Annotated in this window: 23 protein-coding genes and 1 pseudogene; 6 read left to right on the top strand and 18 right to left on the bottom strand. The window is 73.6% G+C overall.

The window, feature by feature from the left end:
* Positions 1-40: 40 nt before the first annotated feature.
* Genes RVR_RS28255 through RVR_RS28245 form a run of 3 tightly spaced genes read right to left on the bottom strand, consistent with a single transcriptional unit; the run spans position 41 to position 2,678 of the window.
* Positions 41-691 carry a maleylpyruvate isomerase family mycothiol-dependent enzyme gene (locus tag RVR_RS28255; protein ID WP_202236739.1) on the bottom strand — a complete coding sequence of 217 codons (651 nt, stop codon included), beginning with the start codon at positions 689-691 and terminating at the stop codon, positions 41-43.
* Positions 688-1,515, bottom strand: coding sequence for a fumarylacetoacetate hydrolase family protein (locus tag RVR_RS28250; RefSeq protein WP_202236738.1), 828 nt, complete (start codon positions 1,513-1,515; stop codon positions 688-690). The genes RVR_RS28255 and RVR_RS28250 overlap by 4 nt, the downstream gene beginning before the upstream one ends.
* Positions 1,516-1,517: 2 nt before the next feature.
* Positions 1,518-2,678: a cupin domain-containing protein gene (locus RVR_RS28245; RefSeq protein WP_202236737.1), complete on the bottom strand. Its 1,161-nt coding sequence runs from the start codon at positions 2,676-2,678 to the stop codon at positions 1,518-1,520.
* Positions 2,679-2,889: 211 nt separating this feature from the next.
* Here RVR_RS28245 and RVR_RS28240 point away from each other — a divergent pair, with 211 nt between their 5' ends.
* Positions 2,890-3,666 (top strand): IclR family transcriptional regulator, encoded by a 777-nt coding sequence (locus RVR_RS28240; protein ID WP_202236736.1) that lies wholly within the window; start codon positions 2,890-2,892, stop codon positions 3,664-3,666.
* Positions 3,667-3,896: 230 nt separating this feature from the next.
* A complete protein-coding gene (locus RVR_RS28235; protein WP_202236735.1) occupies positions 3,897-5,507 on the top strand; it encodes an MFS transporter in 1,611 nt (536 codons plus the stop codon).
* Positions 5,508-5,522: 15 nt separating this feature from the next.
* On the opposite strand, the pseudogene RVR_RS38965 reads toward RVR_RS28235, so the two are convergent.
* The 3 genes and pseudogenes from RVR_RS38965 to RVR_RS28225 form a co-directional block, all read right to left on the bottom strand.
* Positions 5,523-5,591, bottom strand: a pseudogene (locus RVR_RS38965) (VapC toxin family PIN domain ribonuclease); the annotation flags it as partial.
* A 228-nt stretch (positions 5,592-5,819) separates the two neighbouring features.
* Entirely contained in the window at positions 5,820-7,175 is a 1,356-nt protein-coding gene (locus RVR_RS28230) for a class I SAM-dependent RNA methyltransferase (protein WP_202236734.1), read from the bottom strand.
* Positions 7,176-7,390: 215 nt separating this feature from the next.
* Positions 7,391-9,457, bottom strand: coding sequence for an APC family permease (locus RVR_RS28225; protein ID WP_202236732.1), 2,067 nt, complete (start codon positions 9,455-9,457; stop codon positions 7,391-7,393).
* A gap of 168 nt (positions 9,458-9,625) precedes the next feature.
* Between RVR_RS28225 and RVR_RS28220 the strand changes: the two genes are divergently transcribed.
* Together RVR_RS28220 and RVR_RS28215 are read left to right on the top strand one after the other, a co-directional pair.
* Positions 9,626-10,294 carry a potassium channel family protein gene (locus tag RVR_RS28220; RefSeq protein ID WP_202236730.1) on the top strand — a complete coding sequence of 223 codons (669 nt, stop codon included), beginning with the start codon at positions 9,626-9,628 and terminating at the stop codon, positions 10,292-10,294.
* Positions 10,291-10,965: a potassium channel family protein gene (locus RVR_RS28215; RefSeq protein ID WP_202236728.1), complete on the top strand. Its 675-nt coding sequence runs from the start codon at positions 10,291-10,293 to the stop codon at positions 10,963-10,965. The genes RVR_RS28220 and RVR_RS28215 overlap by 4 nt, the downstream gene beginning before the upstream one ends.
* Before the next feature lie 24 nt (positions 10,966-10,989).
* Here RVR_RS28215 and RVR_RS28210 read toward each other — a convergent pair whose 3' ends face one another.
* The 6 genes from RVR_RS28210 to RVR_RS28185 all read right to left on the bottom strand — a co-directional run bounded on the left by RVR_RS28210 (position 10,990) and on the right by RVR_RS28185 (position 15,300).
* Entirely contained in the window at positions 10,990-11,790 is an 801-nt protein-coding gene (locus RVR_RS28210; RefSeq protein ID WP_202236726.1) for a DUF3159 domain-containing protein, read from the bottom strand.
* A gap of 4 nt (positions 11,791-11,794) precedes the next feature.
* Positions 11,795-12,193, bottom strand: a complete 399-nt coding sequence (locus tag RVR_RS28205; protein ID WP_202236724.1) for an OB-fold nucleic acid binding domain-containing protein — start codon at positions 12,191-12,193, stop codon at positions 11,795-11,797.
* A gap of 124 nt (positions 12,194-12,317) precedes the next feature.
* Positions 12,318-13,136, bottom strand: coding sequence for an ABC transporter ATP-binding protein (locus tag RVR_RS28200; RefSeq protein WP_202236722.1), 819 nt, complete (start codon positions 13,134-13,136; stop codon positions 12,318-12,320).
* Positions 13,137-13,400: 264 nt separating this feature from the next.
* Positions 13,401-14,171, bottom strand: coding sequence for a DUF3710 domain-containing protein (locus tag RVR_RS28195; protein WP_202236720.1), 771 nt, complete (start codon positions 14,169-14,171; stop codon positions 13,401-13,403).
* Between the two features lie 2 nt (positions 14,172-14,173).
* Positions 14,174-14,698, bottom strand: coding sequence for a dUTP diphosphatase (dut, locus tag RVR_RS28190; protein ID WP_202236718.1), 525 nt, complete (start codon positions 14,696-14,698; stop codon positions 14,174-14,176).
* On the bottom strand, positions 14,695-15,300 hold the full coding sequence (locus tag RVR_RS28185) for a PaaI family thioesterase (RefSeq protein WP_430393189.1): 606 nt from the start codon (positions 15,298-15,300) through the stop codon (positions 14,695-14,697). The genes dut and RVR_RS28185 overlap by 4 nt, the downstream gene beginning before the upstream one ends.
* Before the next feature lie 225 nt (positions 15,301-15,525).
* Between RVR_RS28185 and RVR_RS28180 the strand changes: the two genes are divergently transcribed.
* Positions 15,526-15,993, top strand: coding sequence for a DUF3093 domain-containing protein (locus RVR_RS28180; RefSeq protein WP_202236717.1), 468 nt, complete (start codon positions 15,526-15,528; stop codon positions 15,991-15,993).
* Positions 15,994-16,152: 159 nt separating this feature from the next.
* On the opposite strand, the gene RVR_RS28175 is transcribed toward RVR_RS28180, so the two are convergent.
* From RVR_RS28175 to RVR_RS28160, 4 genes are all read right to left on the bottom strand, one after another.
* Positions 16,153-16,947: a hypothetical protein gene (locus tag RVR_RS28175; protein ID WP_237405009.1), complete on the bottom strand. Its 795-nt coding sequence runs from the start codon at positions 16,945-16,947 to the stop codon at positions 16,153-16,155.
* A 13-nt stretch (positions 16,948-16,960) separates the two neighbouring features.
* Positions 16,961-17,260 carry a DUF4193 domain-containing protein gene (locus RVR_RS28170; protein WP_103884889.1) on the bottom strand — a complete coding sequence of 100 codons (300 nt, stop codon included), beginning with the start codon at positions 17,258-17,260 and terminating at the stop codon, positions 16,961-16,963.
* A 450-nt stretch (positions 17,261-17,710) separates the two neighbouring features.
* Positions 17,711-18,979 carry a sensor histidine kinase gene (locus tag RVR_RS28165; protein ID WP_202236716.1) on the bottom strand — a complete coding sequence of 423 codons (1,269 nt, stop codon included), beginning with the start codon at positions 18,977-18,979 and terminating at the stop codon, positions 17,711-17,713.
* Positions 18,980-18,985: 6 nt separating this feature from the next.
* On the bottom strand, positions 18,986-19,639 hold the full coding sequence (locus RVR_RS28160) for a response regulator transcription factor (RefSeq protein ID WP_202236715.1): 654 nt from the start codon (positions 19,637-19,639) through the stop codon (positions 18,986-18,988).
* A gap of 287 nt (positions 19,640-19,926) precedes the next feature.
* On the opposite strand from RVR_RS28160, the gene RVR_RS28155 reads away from it, so the two are divergent.
* The gene (locus tag RVR_RS28155; RefSeq protein WP_202236712.1) at positions 19,927-20,100 is read left to right on the top strand and encodes a hypothetical protein; all 174 of its coding nucleotides are present in this window, start codon (positions 19,927-19,929) and stop codon (positions 20,098-20,100) included.
* A 219-nt stretch (positions 20,101-20,319) separates the two neighbouring features.
* Here RVR_RS28155 and RVR_RS28150 read toward each other — a convergent pair whose 3' ends face one another.
* Positions 20,320-21,258 carry an inositol monophosphatase family protein gene (locus tag RVR_RS28150; protein ID WP_202236710.1) on the bottom strand — a complete coding sequence of 313 codons (939 nt, stop codon included), beginning with the start codon at positions 21,256-21,258 and terminating at the stop codon, positions 20,320-20,322.
* A 12-nt stretch (positions 21,259-21,270) separates the two neighbouring features.
* Positions 21,271-22,446, bottom strand: coding sequence for a ferrochelatase (locus RVR_RS28145; protein ID WP_202236708.1), 1,176 nt, complete (start codon positions 22,444-22,446; stop codon positions 21,271-21,273).
* Between the last annotated feature and the right edge of the window lie 195 nt (positions 22,447-22,641).

Raw genomic sequence — 22,641 nt, 5'->3', positions numbered from 1 at the left:
TCGGGGTTGTCGTGCTTCTCGAAGGACATCGCTCGGCTCCTCACAGCCACGGGCCCAGCTCGGGGGCTCCGGCGAGGGTGTGCGGACGGCCGGCCAGCCAGGCCGCGACCTGGGGCAGCGGCCCGTCCGGCAGGGCGACCGGCGCGCGCCGGTCGCGGATCTCGTCGACCAGCGCCGCCAGGAATCCGTCCGGCAGGTCGGCGAACGAAGGGCCCGTCCCGAGGTCGGCGGCGTGCACGCACACCTCGCGGGCGCGCATCCACGGCAGTTCGGTGGCCGGGACGGTACGCCCCTGGGCGGTGACCACCCGGCGCCGCCACTGCTCGCCGGTGAGCGCGTCGAGTCCCGCGTCCAGCCGGTGCGCGGAGCCGGCCAGCCAGGCGCGCAGTTCGTCGGGCGTCAGACCGGGGCCTCTGGCGATGCCGGCGGCGCGCTCCTCGGCGGAGGCGTACATCGGGGTGCGCTCGCCGGTGGCCGCCCAGCGCACGAGGTTGCCCAGGGCGTCGGCGTTCGCGGCGACGTGTGCGGCGAGGTGCTTGCGGGTCCACCCGGGCAGCGCGCTGGCGGCCGAGAACCCGTCGTCGTCGAGGTCCGCGACGGCGGCCAGGAGCAGTCGCGTGCCCGCGGCGCTCCAGGCGCGTGCGTCGACGAGGGTCCGTGCGTCGGCGAGGGGCCGTGCGGCGCCGGTCATGCGCCGGCCACCGTGTTCACGCAGGCGCCCAGGCCGGAGATCTCGGTGACCACGGTGCTGCCCGGACGCAGGAAGACCTTCGGTTCGCGGGCGTTGCCGACGCCGGCCGGGGTGCCGGTGGCGATGATGTCGCCGGGGCGCAGGGTGGTCACGGTCGAGATGTAGCGCACCAGGAACACCGGGTCGAACAGCAGCGTGCCGGTGTCGTCCCGCTGCATGACCTGCCCGTCCACGGTCGTGGTGACCTGGAGCGAGGGGCGCACGCCGCCGACCTCGTCGGGGGTGACGACGTAGGGGCCGACCGGCGTGGACGCCTGCCAGATCTTCCCCTGGGTCCACTCGACGGTGCGGAACTGCCAGTCGCGCACCGAGATGTCGTTCATCACCGTGAAGCCGGCGATGGCCTCGGCGGCCTGCCGCTCGTCGGCGCGGCGCACCTCCCTGCCGATCACGAGGGCCAGTTCGACCTCCCAGTCGAGCGCCTCGGTCTCGGGCGGCTTCACGATGGCGTCGCCGGCGCCGAGGAGGGTGTCGGCGAACTTCGGGAAGAGGGTGGGGTACTGCGGCAGGTCCCGGCCCATCTCCTTGATGTGGTCGGTGTAGTTGTGCCCGACGCAGACGACCTTGGACGGGGCGGGCACCACCGGCGCGAAGTCGGCGCCCTCGACGGGGTGCGCCGGGCCGGCGGCCGTGGCGGCCCGGTCCTGCCAGTCGGGCTCGGCGAGCAGCGCGCCCAGGTCGGGGTACCCGAGGTCGACCAGGAGGTCGCCGTCCCGGCGGACCGCTCTGGTGCCGCCGGTGGTGCGGAGGGTGGCGAGCTTCATGGTCAGGTGTCCTTCCGGGTGCGGTGGAGCCCGAGCGCCTCGAAGACGGGCGCGTCGGAGAAGCGGAAGAGGTCCAGGGCCCCGCCGTCGGAGTCGGTGGCGCCGGCCTCGGACCTGGCGGTGAACGGCTGCCAGGACGGGACGGCGAACAGGTCGCCGCGGGTCACCGTCCAGGACGCGTCGCCGATCGTCACCACGCCGGAGCCGTCGAAGACCTGGTAGACGGACGACCCCGTCTCGCGCACCGGCGCGGTCTCGACGCCGCGCGCGACGCGGTGGAACTCGGCGCGCACGGTCGGCAGGACGTCGGAGCCGTCGTGGGGACTGGTGTAGCGCACCGCGGCGTGGCCGGGCTCCACGGTGCCGCCGAACCCCTCCCGCTCCAGCCGGAGCTGGTCGCGGAGGGCGGCCTCGGTGTGCTCCCACTTGTACGACAGCAGGGGGCTGCCGTACGGCGCCGGGGTGGCGGCCAGCGGGCGCAGCCCGGGGTGTCCCCACAGCCGCTCGGAGCGCGACCTGCGGGGCGTGACGCGTTCGGCGTCGCCGATCCCGTCGCGGCCGAACTCGAAGAACTGGGCCTCGGTGGCGTGCTGGAACGGGATGTCCAGGCCGTCGATCCACGCCATCGGCTCGGAGGTGGCGTTGTGGTGCGCGTGCCAGTTCCAGCCGGCCTGCGGGAGGAAGTCGCCGCGGTTCATCGGCACCGGGTCGCCGCCGACGACCGTCCACACGCCCGAGCCCTCGACGACGAAGCGGAAGGCGTGCTGGGTATGGCGGTGCTCCGGGGCGTCCTCACCGGGCATGAGGTACTGGATGGCGGCCCACAGCGTCGGTGTGGCGAAGGGCCTGCCGCCGAGGGAGGGGTTGGCCAGCGCGATGGCCCGGCGCTCGCCGCCGCGGCCGACCGGGACCAGGTCGCCGGCGCGGGCGGCCAGTTGCCGCAGCGTCTGCCAGCGCCACACGTGCGGCACGGCGCGCGAGCGCGGGTGCGCCGGCATCAGGTCGCCGATCTCGGTCCACAGCGGGACGAGCAGTTCCCGCTCGAAGCCGCGGTAGAGCTCTTCGAGCGCCGGGGTGACCTCGGGCTGCCCGGGCCCGGCGACGGCCTGGAGCCGGACCGGGGAACCCGTGGCGGTGTCTTGGGCGAGGAAGGTCTCAGTCACGGCATCAGCGTGCGCCGTGTCCGATGGGAGAACATGGGGATTCTGGAGAGCAGAACGGAACCCCGGGAACGCCCACCCCGGGCCCCTTGCCCCGGACGCGCGCCGGAGCCGCGCCGGACCCGTGCCCGATCCGCGCCGGCCCCGCGTCGGCACCAGCGCAAGCCGACCGCAGACCGACCGCAGACCCACGCCAGAACGGAAAGGCCCCGGCATGGACAAGCCGCTCAAGACACCGCCGCCCTACCCGATCGCCAGCATCGACCACGCGCTGCGGGCGGCGACCATCCTGCAGATGGAGGGCGGCGCGACGGTCTCCCGGATCGCCGAGCGGCTCGGCGTCGCGCGGTCCACCGCCCACCGGGTACTGGCGATGCTGGTCTACCGGGACTTCGCCGTGCAGGACGAGGACCGCGTCTACCGTGCGGGCCCGGTGCTGGAGCTCGCCGCGCACTCGCAGTCCCTGGTCTCGCGGCTGCGCGCGGCGGCCCTGCCCCACCTGCGCCGGCTGGTGGACCTGCTGGACGAGACGGCGAACCTCATCGTGCGCACCGGGGACACGGCCCGCTTCATCGCCAGCGTCGAGTGCCGGCAGGCGCTGCGGGTCGGCTCCCGGGAGGGCATGGTGTTCCCGGCGCACCGCACCACGGCCGGACTGCTCCTGCTCGCCGACCTCCCGGACGGGGAACTGGACGCGGTGTACGCCGCCGAGCGCTACCGCGACCGCCCCGCCGACCGCCCGGACCTCGCCCGTCTGCGCACCGAGTTGCGGCGGCTGCGGCGCAACGGCTTCGCCGTCAACAAGGAGCGGTCCGAGCGGGGTCTGGTCGCCGTCGGCGTGACGGTGCGGGACGCGGACGGCACCGCGCTGGCCGGACTGTCGGCGTCCATGCCCGGCGTGCGCTACGACCCGCGGCACCTCCAGACCCTGGTCACGGCCCTGAACGCGGCGGCCCGCGCGCTGGAGGGCGACCTCGCCGCACAGCGCTGAACCCGGGCCGTACGACGTCGGAAGAATAAGTCTTGACGAAACATAAATCGAGCGGATGTTACGACTACATCATTGACGTGACGTAAAGCGAGTGTCATTCTCCACGGCATCGCGCCCGGCTCGCGCACGCGCTGTCCCCATCGCACCGCGTACGTGCCGCCGCGCCCTTCCCCGCTCCCGGTGCTCCCCGGCGCCCGGGGCGCCTTCCTTCCCAGCCAGGGAGAACAGCAATGACGCTCGACAACGGGACGACGGCGTCCCAGGCCCCGACCGCGGGGGCCGCCCGGACACCGGGCTACGCGGGAACACTGGCTGCCGCCTGCGGCGCCGTCTTCGTGGCCCAGGTCGCGAACGCGCTGCCGGCCTCGCTGAACGGTCTGCTCCAGCAGGATCTGGGCACCCACGGCTCCCAGCTCACCTGGGTCACGGCGGCGTTCATGATCGCGGTGGTCTGCTTCGAGTTCTCCTTCGGCGTCCTCGGCGACCTGTTGGGCCGGCGCCGGCTCGTCGTGGCCGGCACGATCCTTGTCGCCGCGGGCAGCGCGGTGGCCGCGCTCGCGCCCACCGTGCAGGTGCTGTGGGCCGGCACCGCGCTCAACGGGCTGGGGGCCGGCGCCATGTTCCCCGGCTCCCTCACCGCGCTCACCTCCGTGACCCGCGGCGCACGGGAGCGGGCGCACGCGGTGGCGCTGTGGAGCGGCTGCCTGTCCGCGGGCGCCGCCGTCTCCCCCGTGCTCGGCGGCGTGTTCGCCGGGGTCGGGTCGTGGCGCGGCTCCTTCTGGGTCCTGGTCGCGCTCGCGCTGGCCAGCGCGGCCCTGACCCGCGCGGTGGCCGCGGAGTCGCGGGCCCCGCAGGGCCGCAGGTTCGACGTGCCCGGCCAGATCACCTTCGCCGCCGGTCTCGTCCTGGCGCTGTACGGCGCCGTGCAGGGCCCGGAGTCGGGCTGGACCGCTCTCCCGGTGGTGCTGGCGTTCGCGCTCGGCGGCTGCTTCCTCGCCGGCTTCGTCCTGGTGGAGCTGCGGGCCGGCTCACCGATCCTCGACCTGCGGCTGTTCCGCAACCGGGCCTTCACCGTGTCGTCGGCCGCCGCGGTCATCGGCATGCTCGCCTTCCTCGGCGCCTGCTTCTCGACGAGCATGTGGCTGGGCCCGGTGCAGCACCAGGCGCCGCTCCGGGTCGCGGTCCCCTTCCTGCTCCTCCAGGGCCCGGCCTTCCTGCTCATCCCCGCGGTCTCCCGGCTCCTCCACCACGTCGCCGCGTCCTCGCTGCTGACCTTCGGGTTCGCGCTGACGGCGGTCGGCTGCGCGCTGTGTTCCCGGTTGGACGTCCACGACCCGGGCCTCGGCGGGTTCGTGGCCCCCGACCTGCTGATCGGCGTCGGCTTCGCCCTGACCGTCAGTTCGGTGACGGCCGTCGCCCTGGACAGCGTCCCCGGTCACCTCGCGGGCATGGCCAGCGCCACCACCAACATGCTCCGCGACCTCGGCTTCGCCCTCGGGCCCGTCGTCGTGGGCGCCGTCGCCCTCAGCACCGCGGGGTCGGCGTTCGCCCGGCACCTGTCCGGCGCGGGCCTGCCGCCCGGCCAGCTCGCCGCGGCCCGTGAGGTCGCCGCGGCGGGCGGGGCGGTCGCCGTCGACAGCCTGCCGGCCGGCGCTCCGGGCGCCGCCGCCCACGACGTCGCCCTGCGCGCCCTGGGGAACGGCTTCGGCACCGCGTTCCTGGTGTGCGCCGTGGCCGCCGCCGTCGCCGCGGTGCTGACCGCCGTGGGCATGCTCGGACTGCACTCCCGGCGGGCCCGCTCGGTGGGCTTCGCGTCCGGGGCGTCGGGCAGCCGGAGTTGACCGGCACTGCCGGCTTCAGACGGGCAGGTCATCGGGAAGCACCCTGAACGCCTTATGGCGACCCAGCGGACGCACCGCACGGAAGGTTCCGACCCCGGTCTCGCGGAATACGGCGTCGGCAACGGCGTCGCGCACCCCGCGTTTACCGGGGTACGGCCGGCCCTCTCGAAGGTGCGGGAGACGAGGGGCTCGTCCCGGACGCGACGGGCCACGGCCGCGAGGTGGATGCCCTGCCGGATGACGAACGCTCCGCGCCAAGGGAACACGGGGGCACGGCGCCCCCGTGCACCGCGAGCCACTCGAACCCGCGGGTCAGGCGCCCGCGGCCCTTGTGGCCGGTTCGAGGATCGCCACGCACTCCATGTGGTGGGTGTACGGGAAGAGGTCGAAGGCCAGCAGCCGCAGCGGGCGGTAGCCCTCCTCCGCGAACCACGCCAGGTCCCGGGCCAGCGCGGCGGGGTCGCAGGCCACGTAGGCGATCCGCCGGGCGTCGAGCGCGGCGATCCGCCGGACGGTGTCACGGCCGGCGCCGGCCCGCGGCGGGTCGAGGACCACCAGGTCCGCCTCGGTGATGCCGGTACGGGGCAGCACCTGCTCGACCTTGCCCTGCTCGATCCTCACCCGGTCCAGGTCCTGGAGGTTGTGCCGGGCGTCCTCCACCGCGCGCTTGGCCGACTCCACGCCGAGCACCGCGCCGCGCTCGCCGACCCGCTCGGCGAGCGCGCCGGCGAAGAGGCCGACCCCGCAGTACAGGTCGAGCGCCATGTCCCCCTTGCGCGGCATCAGTCCCTGCATGACCGCCTCCACCAGGATGTCGGCGGCCTTCGGGTGCACCTGCCAGAAGCCGCCGTCGCCGACCCGCCAGGTGCGGCCGGCGGCGCGCTCGCGCACGAACGGGCGGCCGTGCACCCGGTGCACGGCGTGGTCGCGCTCGCCGATCCGCTGCACGGACACCGGCCGGTCCAGTTCGACGATCGGCAGCCGGCCGCCGGGCCGCGGGGTGAGCACCACCTGGCGGTCGTGCGAGCCGGTGGCCGCGATCGCCTCGACCGTGGCGATCTGCGGCCAGGTACGGGCCTCGACGCCGAGTTCCGTGACACCGGGCGCGGCGATCAGGCAGTGGTCGACCACCTCGACGTCGTGCGAGCGGTGCTTGCGCAGCCCGGCCCGGCCCTCGGGGTCGATGGCGTACTGCACGCGGGTGCGCCAGGCCGGCACCGGCGAGGCGCCCGCGTCCAGGTCGGCCTGGCCGACCTTGTCCCCGGGCGCGGGGGCGACGGTGCCGTCCCAGCCAGCCTCCTGCGGGGTCAGCCCCGCCAGCCGGGCGAGCTGCTCGGTGAGCACCGCGGCCTTCAGCCGGCGCTGGGCGCCGGGCGTGGCGTGCTGCCAGTCGCAGCCGCCGCAGCGGCCCGGCCCGGAGAACGGGCACGGCGGCTCGACGCGGTCCTTGGCCGGCTGGAGGACGCGCACGGCGTCGGCGCGCAGGAAGCGGGCGTCCCGGTCGCCCTCGGTGACGCGGGCGACGACCCGCTCACCGGGCAGCGTGTGCCGGACGAAGAGCACCTGCCCGGCCTCGGTGCGGGCCACGCAGTGGCCGCCGTGCGCGACCGGCCCGACCTCGACCTCGAACTCGTGGCCGACCAGCGAGGGGACGGAATCGGTCTGCATGGCGGCGCTGCTCCTGGGGTGGACGGCGTGGCGAGTGGGGGCCGGACGGCGTGGCGGGTGGGAGGTCCGGACGGCATGGCGCCCCGGGCCCGGCGGTCGGGCGGACGGCGACCGCCCAGTCTACGTGGGCGCGCGCCTGCGCCCGACCGCCGCGAACGGTGGGCGCCCCCGTCCGCCCGACCGCCCGCGAACAGGGGCGGGCCCGCCGGCCGCCGCTACTTCTGCCCCGCCCCCGGGGTCGTGTGCTCGCGGTGGTCGGAGCGGGGCGGGCCGACCGGGCCGCGGCGGATGGAGCCGGGCGCGCTCCAGTCGGCGCGGCGGCGGGCCCTGGCCCGGGCCGCCTCGGAGGAGTCGAGCTGCCAGGGCACCGAGGTGACCATGACCCCGGGGCTGAACAGCAGCCGCCCCTTGAGCCGCAGCGCGCTCTGGTTGTGCAGCAGGTGCTCGTACCAGTGGCCGACCACGTACTCCGGGATGTACACGCTCACCACGTCGCGCGGGCTGTCGCGGCGCAGGCCCTTGACGTAGTCGATGATCGGCCGGGTGATCTCGCGGTAGGGCGAGTCGAGGACCTTCAGCGGCACGTCGATGCCGTGGCTCTGCCACTCGGCCTGGAGCGCCTTGGTGTCCTCGGGGTCCACGTTGATGCTCAGCGCCTCCAGGCTGTCCGAACGCATCAGCTTGGCGTAGGACAGGGCGCGCAGGGTGGGCTTGTGCAGCTTGGAGACCAGCACGATGGAGTGCACCCGGGAGGGGCGGACGTAGTCGTCGCCGGGCTCGTCCTCGGCGGCGATCTCCTCGGCGACGCGGGTGTAGTGCCGGCGGATGGCGGTCATCGTGGCGAAGAAGACCACCATGCCGAGCACCGCGACCCACGCGCCGTGGGTGAACTTGGTGAGCAGCACGATCACCAGCACCAGGCCGGTGAGGAAGGCGCCGAAGGTGTTGATCGCGCGCGAGCGGTGCATGTGGCGGCGCTTGGCGGGGTCGGTCTCGGTGCGCAGGTGCCGGTTCCAGTGCCGGACCATGCCGGTCTGGCTGAGGGTGAAGGACACGAAGACGCCGACGATGTAGAGCTGGATCAGCCGGGTGGAGTTCGCGCCGTAGATGTAGACCAGCACGGCGGCGAAGCCGGCGAGCAGCACGATGCCGTTGGAGAAGGCGAGCCGGTCGCCGCGGGTGTGCAGTTGCCGGGGCAGGTAGCGGTCCTGGGCCAGGATCGAGCCGAGCACCGGGAAGCCGTTGTAGGCGGTGTTCGCGGCCAGGAAGAGCACCAGCGCGGTGACCGCGGCCAGGAAGACGAACGGGATCGAGTTGTGTCCGAAGACCGCCTCGGCGACCTGCGCGATCACCGGGTCCTGGGTGTAGTGGCTGCCGAGCGGCTTGCCGTGGTCGAGCAGGTCGGTGGCCGGGTTCTCGGCCATCCGCACGTGCGTGTTCATCGCGAGCGCGATGATCCCGCAGAACATCGTGACCGCGAGCAGGCCCATGGCCGCCAGCGTGGTGGCGGCGTTCTTCGACTTGGGCTTCTTGAACGCCGGCACGCCGTTGCTGATCGCCTCGACCCCGGTGAGCGCGGCGCATCCGGAGGAGAAGGCGCGCAGCAGCAGGAAGACCAGCGCGAACCCGCCGATCCCCGGTGACTCGGCGTGGATCGTGTAGTGCGCGGTCGGCGCGCTCATGTCATGTCCGGTGGCGATCTTGACGATGCCCCACGCGATCATGCAGAAGACACCGAAGACGAACGCGTAGGTCGGGATCGCGAAGATCGTGCCGGACTCCCGCACCCCGCGCAGGTTCATCAGCATCAGCAGCACGATCATGCCCACCGCGCCCAGCACCTTGTGCGTGACGAAGAACGGCACCGCGGAACCCAGGTTCTCGATCCCCGAGGCGACCGACACCGCGACGGTGAGGACGTAGTCGACCAGCAGCGCGCTGGCGACGGTGAGTCCGGCCTTCGGCCCCAGGTTGGTGGTGGCGACCTCGTAGTCACCGCCGCCGGAGGGGTAGGCGTGCACGTTCTGCCGGTAAGAGGCGACCACGGTGAACATCAGCACCACCACCGCGACCGCGATCCACGGGCTGAAGTGGTAGGAGGAGATGCCGGCGATCGAGAGGACGAGGAGGACCTCACCGGGCGCGTAGGCGACCGAGGAGAGCGGGTCGGAGGCGAAGACCGGAAGTGCGAGCCGCTTGGGCAGCAGCGTCTCGCCCAGCCTGTCGCTGCGCAACGCCCGGCCGATCAGGATCCGTTTCGGCAGGTCGGTCAGTTTGGACACTCCGCGATGTTAAGGGATGGACCCACGCCCCGTGCGCCCGAGTGCCGCACCGAGTGTGAAGAACCTGCGGCGCCGCCCACACGGAACTTCTGCGGGACCGCGCCCCTGTGTAGCTTGGGGCGCGGTCTGAGACTCTTGGACCAACTTTGGGCAGCCGGAAGGACGGTCGTGCACGTCGTGATTATGGGATGCGGGCGAGTGGGTTCCGCGCTCGCGCACTCCCTCGAACAGCATGGTCATACGGTCGCAGTGGTCGACCAGGACCCGACGGCGTTCCGCCGCCTGGGGTCCGGGTTCGGCGGGCGCCGGGTGACCGGAGTCGGGTTCGACCAGGACACACTGCGCGAGGCCGGCATCGAGGAGGCGGGGGCCTTCGCGGCGGTGAGCAGCGGCGACAACTCCAACATCATCGCGGCCCGGGTGGCCCGCGAGATGTTCGGCATCGAGAACGTGGCGGCCCGGATCTACGACCCCAAGCGCGCGGAGGTGTACCAGCGCCTGGGCATCCCGACCGTCGCCACCGTGCGCTGGACCGCCGACCAGATGCTGCGCCGGCTGCTCCCGTCGGGCGCGGAACCGCTGTGGCGCGACCCCAGCGGCGGGGTGCAGCTCGCCGAGGTGCACACCTCCCCGGCCTGGATCGGCCACAAGGTCAGCCTGCTCCAGGACGAGACCGGCGTCCGTGTGGCCTTCATCACCCGGCTCGGCGAGGCCATGCTCCCGACCTCCCAGACGGTGCTCCAGGAAGGCGACCTCGTGCACGTCATGATGCGCACCGACGGGGTCGCCGAGGTGGAGGCCGCGTTCGCCGAGGGACCCGAGGGGGAGCAGTCATGAGGGTCGCCATCGCCGGAGCCGGCGCGGTCGGCCGCTCCATCGCCGGGGAACTGCTGGAGAACGGCCACGAGGTGCTGCTGGTCGACAAGAACCCGACGTCCATCTCCGTGGAGCGGGTCCCGCAGGCGGAGTGGCTGCTCGCCGACGCCTGCGAGATCACCTCGCTGGACGAGGCAGCCCTCCAGCGCTGCAACGTGGTGATCGCCGCCACCGGCGACGACAAGGTGAACCTGGTCGTGTCGCTGCTGGCCAAGACCGAGTACGGCGTCCCGCGGGTCGTCGCGCGCGTCAACAACCCGAAGAACGAGTGGCTGTTCAACGAGTCCTGGGGGGTGGACGTCGCCGTCTCCACGCCGCGCCTGATGTCGGCGCTCGTGGAGGAGGCGGTGAGCGTCGGCGACCTGGTACGGCTGCTCCGGTTCAGCCAGGGTGACGCGAACCTCGTGGAGTTGACGCTGCCCGAGGAGGCCGCGCTCGTCGGCACCCGGGTCGGTGACGTGGAGTGGCCGACCGACACCTCGCTGGTGACGATCATCCGCGGCAACCGGGTGCTCACACCGGCCAAGGACGACGCCCTGGAGGCCGGCGACGAGCTGCTGTTCGTGGCCGCGCCGCACCGCGAGGAGCAGTTGGAGGACCTGCTGTCGGTGCAGGAGACCGACGGGGAGTAGCGCCGGACGGAGCCGGGCGTCCGGTCAGGACGACGCGGACGCCTGGCGCTCCTTCTCCGCCTTCTCGGCCGCGTCCCTGGCCTCGGCCTCCGCGATCACGTCGATCGGCGGCGGCGCCTTCACCAGGAAGATCCAGGTCAGGTAGACCGACAGCAGGAACGGCGGGATGCCGAGCGCGACCTTGACCCAGCCGAGCTGGGTGGCGTTGCCCCACCAGTAGAGCGGGAAGAGGATCGCGGACTTGGCGAGCAGGATCAGCCCCCACGCCCAGCTCGCCTTGGTGTAGGCGCGCAGCCGGCCCGGGTTGCGGGTGCGCCAGGACAGGTTCTCCTTGAAGATCGGCCCGAGGATCACGCCGAGCAGCGGCACCTTGGCGGCGGCGGTGGCGATGTAGGCGACGGCAAGGCCGAGCGTGTAGAGCATCCCCGGCAGGTAGAAGTTCTTCGCGTTGCCCGACATCATCGCGAAGACCGCGCCGAAGGCGACCCCGAACACACCGCTGAAGGCGTGCTTGAGGGTGTCCCGCTGGAGCAGCCGGGCCACGCCCATCACCACGGACAGCGCGAGCGAGGCGATCGCGGAGCTCTTGATGTCGTGGTCGACCGTGTAGATCGCCACGAAGACCAGCCCGGGCACGGTGGTCTCCACCATGCCGCGCACGCCGCCGAACGCCTCGAAGAGCGCCGCCTCGGTGACCGCGCGGGCCGCCTCGTCGGTGCCCTGCGCCGCGCCGTCGGCCCCGCCGAGCCGGTGGGATCCTCCGGACCCGTCGCGGGCCGCCGGATCGGCACCCGCCGTCTGATCCGTGTTGTCGATCGACGTCACCTGGTTACTCCTGTCCGACCGGACGCAGTTCGTACTTGGGGTTGAACAGCACCGGACGGCCTCGGTTCATGGAGATCCGGCCGGACGCGATGATCATGCGCCCGGGTTCTATGCCGACGATGCTGCGGCGCCCCAGCCACACCACGTCAAGTGCGGCCGAACCGTCGAACAACTCGGCTTCCAGTGCCGGCACGCCGGCCCGGGGACGGAGCGTGACCGTACGCAGCGTACCGGTCACGGACACGATCTGCCGATCGGAGCAGTCGCAGATCCGCGTGCAGCCGACGGCCAGCGCGTCCTGTTGCAGCTCCTCGGAGTGCAGTTCCTCCTGCGAGGAGGACAGCCGGTCGAGCATGCGACGGAAGCGGCCCGCGGGCCGGTCGGAACGGGTGCCACCACTCATATCGCCAAGGGTACCGGGATGTCCGCGCGGGACCAGGGGCCCGGGCACGCCTCCGGAACACACCGCCGGGCACGCCTCCGGAACGCACCGCCGGCCGCCCCCGAGCGGGGCGCTGCGCCCCCGGCTACCGCTGCCCGGCCGGCGCTCCGCCCGGCCGGTCCCCGCCGGCGGGCCGTTCCGCTTCGGCGTCCTGCTCCGGGTCCACGATCCGCCCGTCCCGCAGTTCGAGCACGCGGTCGGCCAGCGCCAGCAACTGCGCGTCGTGGGTGGCCACCAGCGCGGTCACCCCCTCGCTGCGCACCACCGCGCGCAACAGCTCCATCACCGCCAGTCCGGTGTCCGCGTCGAGCTGGCCGGTGGGCTCGTCGGCGATCAGCAGCACCGGGCGGTTGGCGAGCGCGCGGGCGATCGCGACGCGCTGCTGCTGGCCGCCGGACAACTCCCCCGGCCGCTGCGCGGCGTGCTCGGCGAGACCGACCAGCCCGAGCAGCAGCGCGACGCGCTCCTCGCGCTCGCGCACCGGGGTCCTGCGCAGCCGCATCGGCACGCCGACGTTCTCGGCGGCGGTCAGGATCGGGATGAGCCCGAAGGACTGGAAGACGAAGCCGATCCGGTCGCGGCGCAGGGCCAGCAGCTCGTCGTCGCCGAGCCCCGCGAGGTCGGTGCCGTCGACGGTGATCCGGCCGCCGTCCGGCGTGTCCAGGCCGCCCACCAGGTTGAGGATCGTGGTCTTGCCGGACCCGGAACGGCCCTTGAGCGCGACCAGTTCGCCGCGCGGCACCCGGAAGGACACCCCGCGCAGGGCCGGCACCGCGGTGTCCCCCGCGCCGTAGGTGCGGCGCAGGTCCTCGACCACGACCATGCCGCTCTGCTCCGCCCGCTCCGCCTCCGCGACGGCGGTCCCCGCCGCCGCCCCCGCCTGTCCGGCGGACTGCTCGCTCATGCGTCCTCCTCCCCCGGGCCGGCCGGCCCCCCGGTCGCGCGGAGCCGCGCCGTGGCCGTCCCCGGCCGCCGCGTCCCCCGTACCGTACGCCGCGGCCGGGCGGATTCCGGCTGGTGGTCGGATAACGATCGCGCCGCACGCGGCGGGCCCGGAAGACCACGGAGGGCCCGGGAAACCGGACACCCGGCCGCCGGATCGTCCGGCGGCCGGGTGCGGGGGCAAGGGCGTGTCCGGCGGATCCCGCCGGGCCGCGACGCCCGTGGTTCAGTGCAGTTCGGTGATCTCCGGACCGCGCCGCATCGGGTCGATCCCGTCGCCGAACTTCGACGGCTCGCCCTGCTCGGGCGAGGCGCCGTCGGGCACCATCTGCGCGTCGTTGGGGAGCTTCAGCACGATCGGGTCGCGGGGCGCCATCGGGGCCTCGCCGCGCAGCACCACGGTGTCACGGAAGACCGACTCCAGCACGCCCGCCGCGGCCGGCTGCACCGCGCCCTGGCCGGAGATGACCCCGCGCAGGAACCAGCGCGGGCCGTCGCAGCCGACGAAGCGCACGAGCTGCACCCCGTTGGTGCCGTCGGGCAGTTGGACCGGCACCTGCGCGCGCAGCTCCCAGCCGAGCGGACCCTCGACCTCGTCGACGACGCCGCCCTGCTGGGTGATGCCCGAGGCGATCTCCTCGCGCACCTCGCCCCAGATCCCCTCGGACTTCGGGGCGGCGAACGCCTGGAGCTGGACGGCGCTGTCGCGCAGCACCACGGTCGCGGCCACGATCGACTCGCCGGCCACCTCGACCCGCAGCTCCATGCCCTCGACACCGGGCACGAACAGGCCGCCGAGGTCCACCCGGCCCTCGCCGGGCTCCTGGACCTCGCCGATGTCCCACGGGCCGTCGGGCCGGGGGGCGGGCGGAAGGTTGTACCCCGACGACTCCTCGGCGTCGTCCGACTCCGCGGCGTCCTCGGCCGAGTCGTCGGGGCCCTCGGCCTCGTCGAGCTCGTCGATGGCGTCTTCGCGCTCCTTGCGACGACGGAACACGGTCACTGTCCTTCCCGGTCGCTGCCGACCGATGCGTATCCGTTGCTGGACGTGCCCGCCGACGGTGTCTGCACCGCGGCGTGACCCCCCGTGGAGCCGAAGCCCCCCGCGGCCCTGGCAGATCCCGGTAGTTCCGCGACCTCGTGGAAGCGGACCCGCTCGACCTGCTGGACGACCAGTTGGGCGATCCGGTCGCCCGGCTCGAACCTGACGGTCTCGCGCGGGTCGAGATTGACCACGATCACCTTGATCTCCCCACGGTACCCGGCATCGACCGTTCCCGGGGCATTCACCATCGCCACCCCGCAGCGCGCGGCAAGGCCGGAGCGCGGGTGGACGAAGGCCGCGTAGCCGTCCGGCAGCGCGACGGCGATGCCGGTCGGCAGCACCGTCCGCTCGCCCGGCGCCAGTTCGGCCGCCTCGGTGGTGATCAGGTCGGCGCCCGCGTCGCCGGGATGCGCGTACGCCGGGACCGGCACCGACGGGTCGAGCCGGTGCAGCAGCACGTCCACCGGGGGCCTGCTCATGGGTTCACCTCGAAAGCGCGGGCGACCTTGACCTGGTCGGGGTCGGACATCGCGGCCTGGATCTCGTCGGGTCGGCCGTTGCTGGTGAAGTGGTCGATCTTCACCTCGACGAACAGCGCGTCGGCGCGGACCGCGACCGGGCCGTCCGGCCCGCCGATCCGGCCCACGGCGCTGCCGTAGATCTTGCGGCCGTCCACGGCGGTGCAGCGCGCGGACAGGTGCAGGGTGGCGCCCACCGGGACGGGCCGGACGAAGTCCGACTCCAGCCGTCCGGTGACCGCGATGACCCGGAGTATCCAGCTCAGCGAGCCCAGCGTCTCGTCCAGCGCGGCGACCAGCACCCCGCCGTGCGCGAGGCCGGGCGCGCCCTGGTGGGCGGGCTGCACGGTGAACTCCGCGGTGACGCTGACGTCTTCACCGGCCCTGGCCGCCAGGTGCAGCCCGTACGGCTGGCTCTCGCCGCAGCCGAAACACTGGTCGTAGTGCGCGCCGAGCAGTTCGCCGGGCGCGGGTGCCTCGGGATGGCGGACGGGCGCGACGGCACCGGGCGGCGGCACCAGGCCCGGTCGGCCCGCATGGGGGGGTGTCGTGGCTGCACTCACGCCGCAGACCTTATCGCGCGAAGGTGTGAGCGCCCCCGGTCCGCGGCGGGCGGTCGCACGCGGGCGTACGGGACCGGTCGCCCCGCGCAGGTCCGGCGCGCAGGTCGGCGCGGAAGCCCGACGCGGAGACGCGGTACGCCTGCGGCGCGGGGGCGGCCCGGGAGGCGCCGCCGCGGCCCGCACACCCGGCCCCGAGGGCGCGGACGGGCATGGCAGGCTTGTGCCATGCCCGCTTCGCAGCCGTACGACGAACGCCTCACCGTGCCCCGCTCCTGGTGGTTCATGGCCATCGGCATCGGCGTCTTCCTGGCCCTGGCCTTCTTCCCCTTCGGCCTGCTCGCCATGCTGGGCGGCCTGGTCGTGGGCGGGGCGCTGGCGATGATGACGGTCAGCTCGTACGGTTCCGCGCGCATCCGCGTGGTGGCCGGCTCGCTGGTCGCGGGCAAGGCGCGCATCCCCCTGGAGGCGCTGGGCGACGCGCTGGTGCTCGGCCCGGCGGAGGCGGTGGCCTGGCGGTCGTACAAGGCGGACCCGCGGGCGTTCATGCTGCTGCGGTCCTACGTGCCGACGGCGGTGAAGGTGGAGGTGACCGATCCGGCCGACCCCACGCCGTACGTCTACCTGTCGACCCGCTCGCCGAAGCGGCTCGCCGAGGCGCTGAACGCCCTCAGGACGGCCGGGCGGGCGGCCTAGGCCCAAGGACCCGGGGGCAGGCGGCGCGTCCCGCACAGGGCCCTGCCGGAGACCGGCACGGGGCCGTGTACCTCCCGGTCGGACCTGCCCGGTACCTCAGGGAGCCGCCGAGCGGGCCGGGAACGGTCCGCGGGGCTCGAACCGCCGGCGGGACAGCCCTCAGCTGTCGGTGGCGCCGGGCAGTTGGGGCGGCAGGCCGGTGGCGGCCGCCCGGCCGCGGGCGGCGGAGGCCGACGGGGCGTCGGCGGGCTGGGGCCACGGAAGCTGGTGCGCGCGCAGGTCCTTGCGGACCCGGGTGGCGAGTCGGCGGGTGTCGCGCCGGTTCATCACCGCGCCGACGGCGGCGCCGATCATGAACGGGGTGAGCGCGGGCATGTGCCTGAGGCTGCGGCGCAGCAGCCGCTGGCGCATCTCCCGCTTCATGCTGGTGCCCAGCGCCACGTTGAGGGTGGACAGCCGCAGCGCGTCGATGCCGCGCTGCTGGGTCCAGGACCAGAGGTACGCACTGGCGCGCTCGCGGACGGAGCCGGGCGCGCGCAGGCCGTAGACCTCGTGCAGCTCGGCGATGAGCTTGTACTCGACGGCGGCCACGCCCAGCGTCTCGGTGGCCAGCTCGGTGGGCATGGCGGGCGGGACCGGCATCATGGCGGCAGCGCCCACACCGGCGCCGACCGTCATGGTGCCCTTCACCGCGGCGGCGATCAGCCGGTCGGCGATCTCGTCGGGCCCGAGCCCGGGGAACTGGGCGCGCAGCGTGGCGAGTTCCCGGACGGGGATGCGCGGAGCGGTCTCCAGGAGCCGCTCGGCGACCGACGTCGCGCCGGCCCTGGCCAGCCGCCCGCCCGCACGGGCTCCGCCGCCGACGCCCCGTGTGACCCCGCGGGCGGTCGCGGCCGCGAGCGAGGCCGCGCGGCCCCGCTCGACGTTCCTTCTCTTCTCCGGTGAGCCGGTCACGGCGCCTGCCCGGTCAGGCCGCGCAGTCGCGGCAGATGGGGTTCCCGTTCTTCTCCGCGGCGAGCTGGCTGCGGTGGTGCACCAGGAAGCAGCTCATGCACGTGAACTCGTCCGCCTGACGGGGAAGCACGCGGACCGAGAGCTCCTCGTTGGAGAGGTCCGCGCCGGGCAGTTCCAGGGACTCCGCCTGGTCGAACTCGTCGACGTCGACCGCGGAGGTCGACTTCTCGTTCCGCCGGGCCTTCAGTTCCTCGATGCTGTCCTCATTGACGTCATCGTCGGTCTTGCGTGGGGTGTCGTAATCCGTAGCCATTTCGCTCTCCCCCTGTGGGTGTCTGTGGTGTCTCCAGCGCACGTAACGCGCGGGAGGCCGGACTTGTGCCCGACCCGAGGCGGAGATTTTGCCTCACATCAAGGCCCGTTACTCAATCGACACCCAATGACGCCCCCGAAGAGGTGATCGTGAGGGTGGCCGATCATGGTCCATGGCGGTCCGAAAGCCATCCGCCAGGGATATCTCTCCGTGTACTTCCCGTGATCATGACCTGCGGAAACATGGAATTTACTGCTGTTTCTCCCAGATCTGTGATCACCGAGCGTACACACGGTGAGGGTCCTGTGTGCAATCGATCACAGGTGGCGGGCGGCCGGGCCGGAAGTGCCGATTACTCGCAAAGCGAACAGGCTCCCCGGGCGGCCCGGCGCGTCGCGCCCGGCGGGGGCGTGACGCGCTTCACAGCCCGTGGCCGGTGCCCACCGGGCGTCACATCGGGATCGCGACCCGCATGACCAGGCCGCCTCCCTCGCGCGGCTCCGCGCTGATCACCCCGCCGTGCGCTCTGGCGACCGACCGGGCGATGGACAGCCCGAGCCCGACGCCCTTGTCGCTGCCGGTGCGCTCGGTGCGCAGCCGGCGGAACGGCTCGAACATGTTGTCCACCTCGTAGGCGGGAACCACCGGACCGGTGTTCGCCACCACCAGGAGCGCCTGGCCGTGCTCGACCCTGGTGGTCACGTCGACCCAGCCGCCCTCCTGGACGTTGTACCGCACGGCGTTCTGCACCAGGTTCAGCGCGATCCGTTCCAGCAGCACACCGTTGCCCTGCACGACCGCGGGGGCCAGCGACTCGCGCAGCGCCACGCCCTTCGCCTCCGCCTCCCCGCGGCTCTGCTCCAGGGCCCGGGAGGCCGCCTCCGCGAGGTCGACGGCCTTGCGGTCCACGATCTCGTTCTCGCTGCGGGCGAGCAGCAGCAGGCCCTCCACGAGCTGCTCGCTGCGCTCGTTGGTCGCAAGGAGTGTCTTGCCGAGCTGCTGGAGGTCCGGCGAGGCGTCCGGGTCGGCGAGCTGCACCTCCAGCAGGGTGCGGTTGATCGCCAGCGGGGTGCGCAGTTCGTGCGAGGCGTTCGCGACGAACCGGCGCTGGGCGGTGAAGGAGCGCTCCAGCCGGTCCAGCATGCCGTCGAAGGTGTCGGCCAGCTCCTTCAGCTCGTCGTCCGGGCCGTCCAGCTCGATCCGGCGCTTGAGGTCGGAGCCGACCACGCTCCGGGCGGTGCGGGTGATCCGGCCGAGCGGCGCCAGCACCCGGCCGGCCATCACGTAGCCGAAGGCGAAGGCGACCACGGCCAGCCCGATCAGTGCCAGCAGCGACCGCTTGAGCAGTGTGCCGAGCGCCACGTCCCGCTGGTGCTGCATGCAGGCGTTGATCGCGTTGATCACCTGGTCGTTGGTGGTCTGCGGGGTGACCTGGATGCAGCTGCCCTCGACCGAGCGGATCTGGATGCCGGCGATCTCGAACGGCAGCTCGGCGCCCTTGTGGATCGCCTGCGCCGCCAGCAGGTAGATGATCCACAGCAGCACCACGCCGGCGATCAGGAACATCCCGCCGTACAGCACGGTCAGCCGTATCCGGATGGTGGGACGCAGCCAGGGCGGCGGGGTCTCCGGGGGCGCCGGGTCCCACGCCGGGCGCGGCGGTGTGGACGGCCGGTCCGGGGGCGGCCCCGCGGAGGTGGGGGAGGACGGATGGGCCATGGCGGATCAGATCCGGTATCCGGAGCCGGGCACCGTGACGATGACCGGCGGCTCGCCCAGCTTGCGGCGCAGCGTCATCACGGTGACCCGCACCACGTTGGTGAAGGGGTCGGTGTTCTCGTCCCAGGCCTTCTCCAGCAGTTGCTCGGCGGAGACCACCGAGCCCTCGCTGCGCATCAGGACCTCCAGGACGGCGAATTCCTTGGGCGCGAGGTGGACCTCCCTGCCGTCGCGGAACGCCTCCCGGCGGTTGGGGTCCAGCCGGATGCCGGAACGCTCCAGCACCGGCGGCAGGGCGGCCGTCGTACGCCGCCCGAGCGCGCGTACCCGGGCGGTCAGCTCGGTGAAGGCGAAGGGCTTGGGCAGGTAGTCGTCGGCGCCCAGTTCGAGGCCCTCGACGCGGTCGCTGACGTCGCCCGCCGCGGTGAGCATGAGCACCCGCATCGGCAGCCCGAGGCCGACGACCTGGCGGCACACCTCGTCGCCGTGCACCACCGGCAGGTCGCGGTCGAGCACCACCACGTCGTAGTCGTTGACGCCGATCCGCTCCAGGGCGGCACCGCCGTCGTAGACCACGTCGACGGCCATGGCTTCGCGGCGCAGGCCGGTGGCAACCGCATCGGCGAGCAGTTGCTCGTCCTCGACGACCAGTACGCGCAAGGCGCTGTTCCTTCCGTGAGCTGTGGGAATCCACTCCCATCCTGCACCGGGCCCCCGTAAATCGGCGGTAAGGGGGAGCGCCCGCGGTCCGAGGGACGGTACGCGGAGGACCGCGGAACGGGACGCCGGCAGCCCGTGGAATTTCCGTCCGTTCGGTGAGGTTTCCGCCTCGGGCGGGGTGGGGAGGACGGCTTTACACCCACCCACCACGCCTTGCCCCGCGCTTCCCGCGCGAGGGCAGCGGGCTTGACACTCGCGTGTCAACGGAGACGACGAGGGGGCGCACAATGGACGCGTTCACGAATGGAATCCTCCAGCGCATACACAGCACGGAGTCCGATCTGCGCCGGGCCCGCGAGACGGGGGACGACTTCCTCGCCGACGTCGAACAGGGCGAGCTGGACGACCTGCGCCGCCTCGCCGCGGAGCACGGAGTGGACGTACGGCCCAAGGTCGCCTGAACCTCCGGCCCCCAAAGCCGCACGCCCCGGCCACCAGGAAGGTGCCGGGGCGTTCGCATGCCCGCCCGCGGGTCGTCCGCCCGCGCGGGTCGCCCGCAGGCTCCGGGCCGCCCGCGGCGGTCACGCGGGCGGCTGCCGCGCGTGACCGCCGCCTCACGCGACCGGACGGAAGGCCGTGTACGCCCGCGTGCGGGCCCGCGGAGCGCGGGAGCGGCCGGGTCAGTCGTGCCAGGCGCCCAGCTCGTCCAGGCGGCGCTGGAGCGGCTCGAAGAGGCCGGGCGGGGCGGCCACCGCCAGCTCCCCGGAGGGCCGCTCGCCCGGCCGTCCGCCGGTGAGGGCGCCGGCCTCGCGGGCGAAGAGGTCGCCGGCGGCCAGGTCCCACGGGTTCAGGCCGCGCTCGTAGTACGCGTCGAGCCGGCCGCAGCCGACGTCCGCGAGGTCGATCGCCGCCGAGCCGGCCCGGCGGATGTCGCGGACCTGCGGCAGCAGGCCCTTGACCACCTCGGCCATCGCGACCCGGCGTTCGCGCAGGTAGCTGAAGCCGGTGGCGACCAGGGCGTGCTCGAAGTCGGGGGCGGGGCGGCAGCGGGCCCGCACGGTCCCGACGTAGGCGCCGCCGCCGCGCACCGCCTGGTAGGTCTCACGGCGCATCGGGGCCTCCACGACGCCGACGACGGTCTCGCCGTCCCGTTCCGCGGCGATGCTCACCGACCAGGAGGGCAGGCCGTAGAGGTAGTTCACCGTGCCGTCGAGCGGGTCGATCACCCAGCGCACGCCGCTGGTTCCGGCGCGGCTCGCGCCCTCCTCGCCGAGGAAGCCGTCCTCGGGGCGCAGCCGGCCGATGTAGGCGGTGATCAGCTTCTCGGCGGCGATGTCCATCTCGGTCACGACGTCGATCGGGCTGGACTTGGTGGCGGCGACGCCCAGGTCCGCGGGGCGGCCGTCGCGCAGCAGGGCGCCGGCCCTGCGGGCGGCCTCCAGCGCGATGGCGAGCAGTTCGGCGTCCTCGCCGGTGGCGGCCGGACCGGTCGCTCCGGTCGTGTCCTCGCCGGCGGTGTCCTCGCCGGCGGTGTCCTCGCCGGCGGCGGGGCCGGCGGCGTCCTCGGTGGCGGCGGGCGGCTCGTCCGCGGCCGCCGGGCCGGTGGCGGGTGTGCTCATCTTCCGGTCTCCTCAGTCGGTTCCTGCGGCGGCGGGCCGCGGCTGCTGCCGCCCCCGGACGGCGGCCGGGCAGCAGCCCGCGGGGCACACGTCGTGGCTCGGGCCCAACGCGCCGAGCGCGCAGCGGACCGGGGCCGCGCCCCGCTCGGTGGCGGCGCGCTCCAGCACCAGGTCGCGCACGGCGGCGGCGAACCGCGGGTCGGCGCCCACGGTGGCGGCGCGGGTGACCGGCAGACCCAGTTCCGCCGCCTTGGCGGCGGCCTCGGTGTCGAGGTCGTACTTGACCTCCATGTGGTCCGAGACGAACCCGATCGGCACCATGACCACGGCGGGAGCGCCGTCGGCGTGCTGCTGCTCCAGGTGGTCGCAGATGTCCGGCTCCAGCCACGGGATGTGCGGGGCACCGCTGCGCGACTGGTAGACGAGCTGCCAGTCACGGTCCCTGCCGGTGGCCTCGCGGACCCGGTCGGCGACCAGCCGGGCGGTCTCCAGGTGCTGGGCGACGTACGCGCCGCCGTCGCCGTGGCCCGGGACCGGACCCGAGGTGTCGGCGGAGGCGGTGGGGATGGAGTGCGTGGTGAAGGCAAGGCGCGCGCCGTCGCGCACCTCCTCGGGCAGCGCGGCCAGCGCGGCCAGCGTGTTGGCGGCCATCGGCTCCACGAAGCCCGGGTGGTTGAAGTAGTGCCGCAGCTTGTCGACCCGCAGCGCCGGGCGGCCCTCCTCGGCGAGGACGGCGAGCGAGGCGGCCAGGTTCTCCCGGTACTGCCGGCAGCCGGAGTACGACGCGTAGGCGCTGGTGGCCAGGACGAGTACCCGGCGGTGCCCGGCGTCGGCGATCTCGCGCAGCGCGTCGGTCAGGTAGGGCGCCCAGTTGCGGTTGCCCCAGTGGATCGGCAGGTCCACGCCGTGGTCGGCGAACTCCTTGCGCAGGGCGTCCAGCAGCTCGCGGTTCTGGGCGTTGATGGGGCTGACCCCGCCGAACAGGAAGTAGTGCTTGCCGACCTCCTTCAGACGTTCGTGCGGGATGCCGCGCCCCCGGGTGACGTTCTCCAGGAACGGCACCACGTCGTCCGGGCCCTCCGGGCCGCCGAAGGAGAGCAGCAGCAGGGCGTCGTAGGGGCCGGTGTCCGGTCGGTCCGGCAGGTCGGGTCGGTCCGGCACGGCGTGCGGGTCACGCTCTTCAGGCATGCCGTCGATCCTGCCACTTCGGGCCGCCGTCCCCCGCGCCCGTCCCCGGATGGGGGGATACGCCGCCGCGCGACCGGGGACGGCGCGCCGAGGTGCGCAAAACGACTTGCCGCCGTCCGTAAGCTGTATGCGCCAGCCATGTTCCTTACGCGGGACCTTTGCCGTCCCGCCCGTGCCGACGGCGACGACGCCGGG

The sequence above is a fragment of the Streptomyces sp. SN-593 genome, assembly GCF_016756395.1.
Classification (GTDB): domain Bacteria; phylum Actinomycetota; class Actinomycetes; order Streptomycetales; family Streptomycetaceae; genus Actinacidiphila; species Actinacidiphila reveromycinica.
This window is presented reverse-complemented; position numbering and strand designations above follow the sequence as displayed.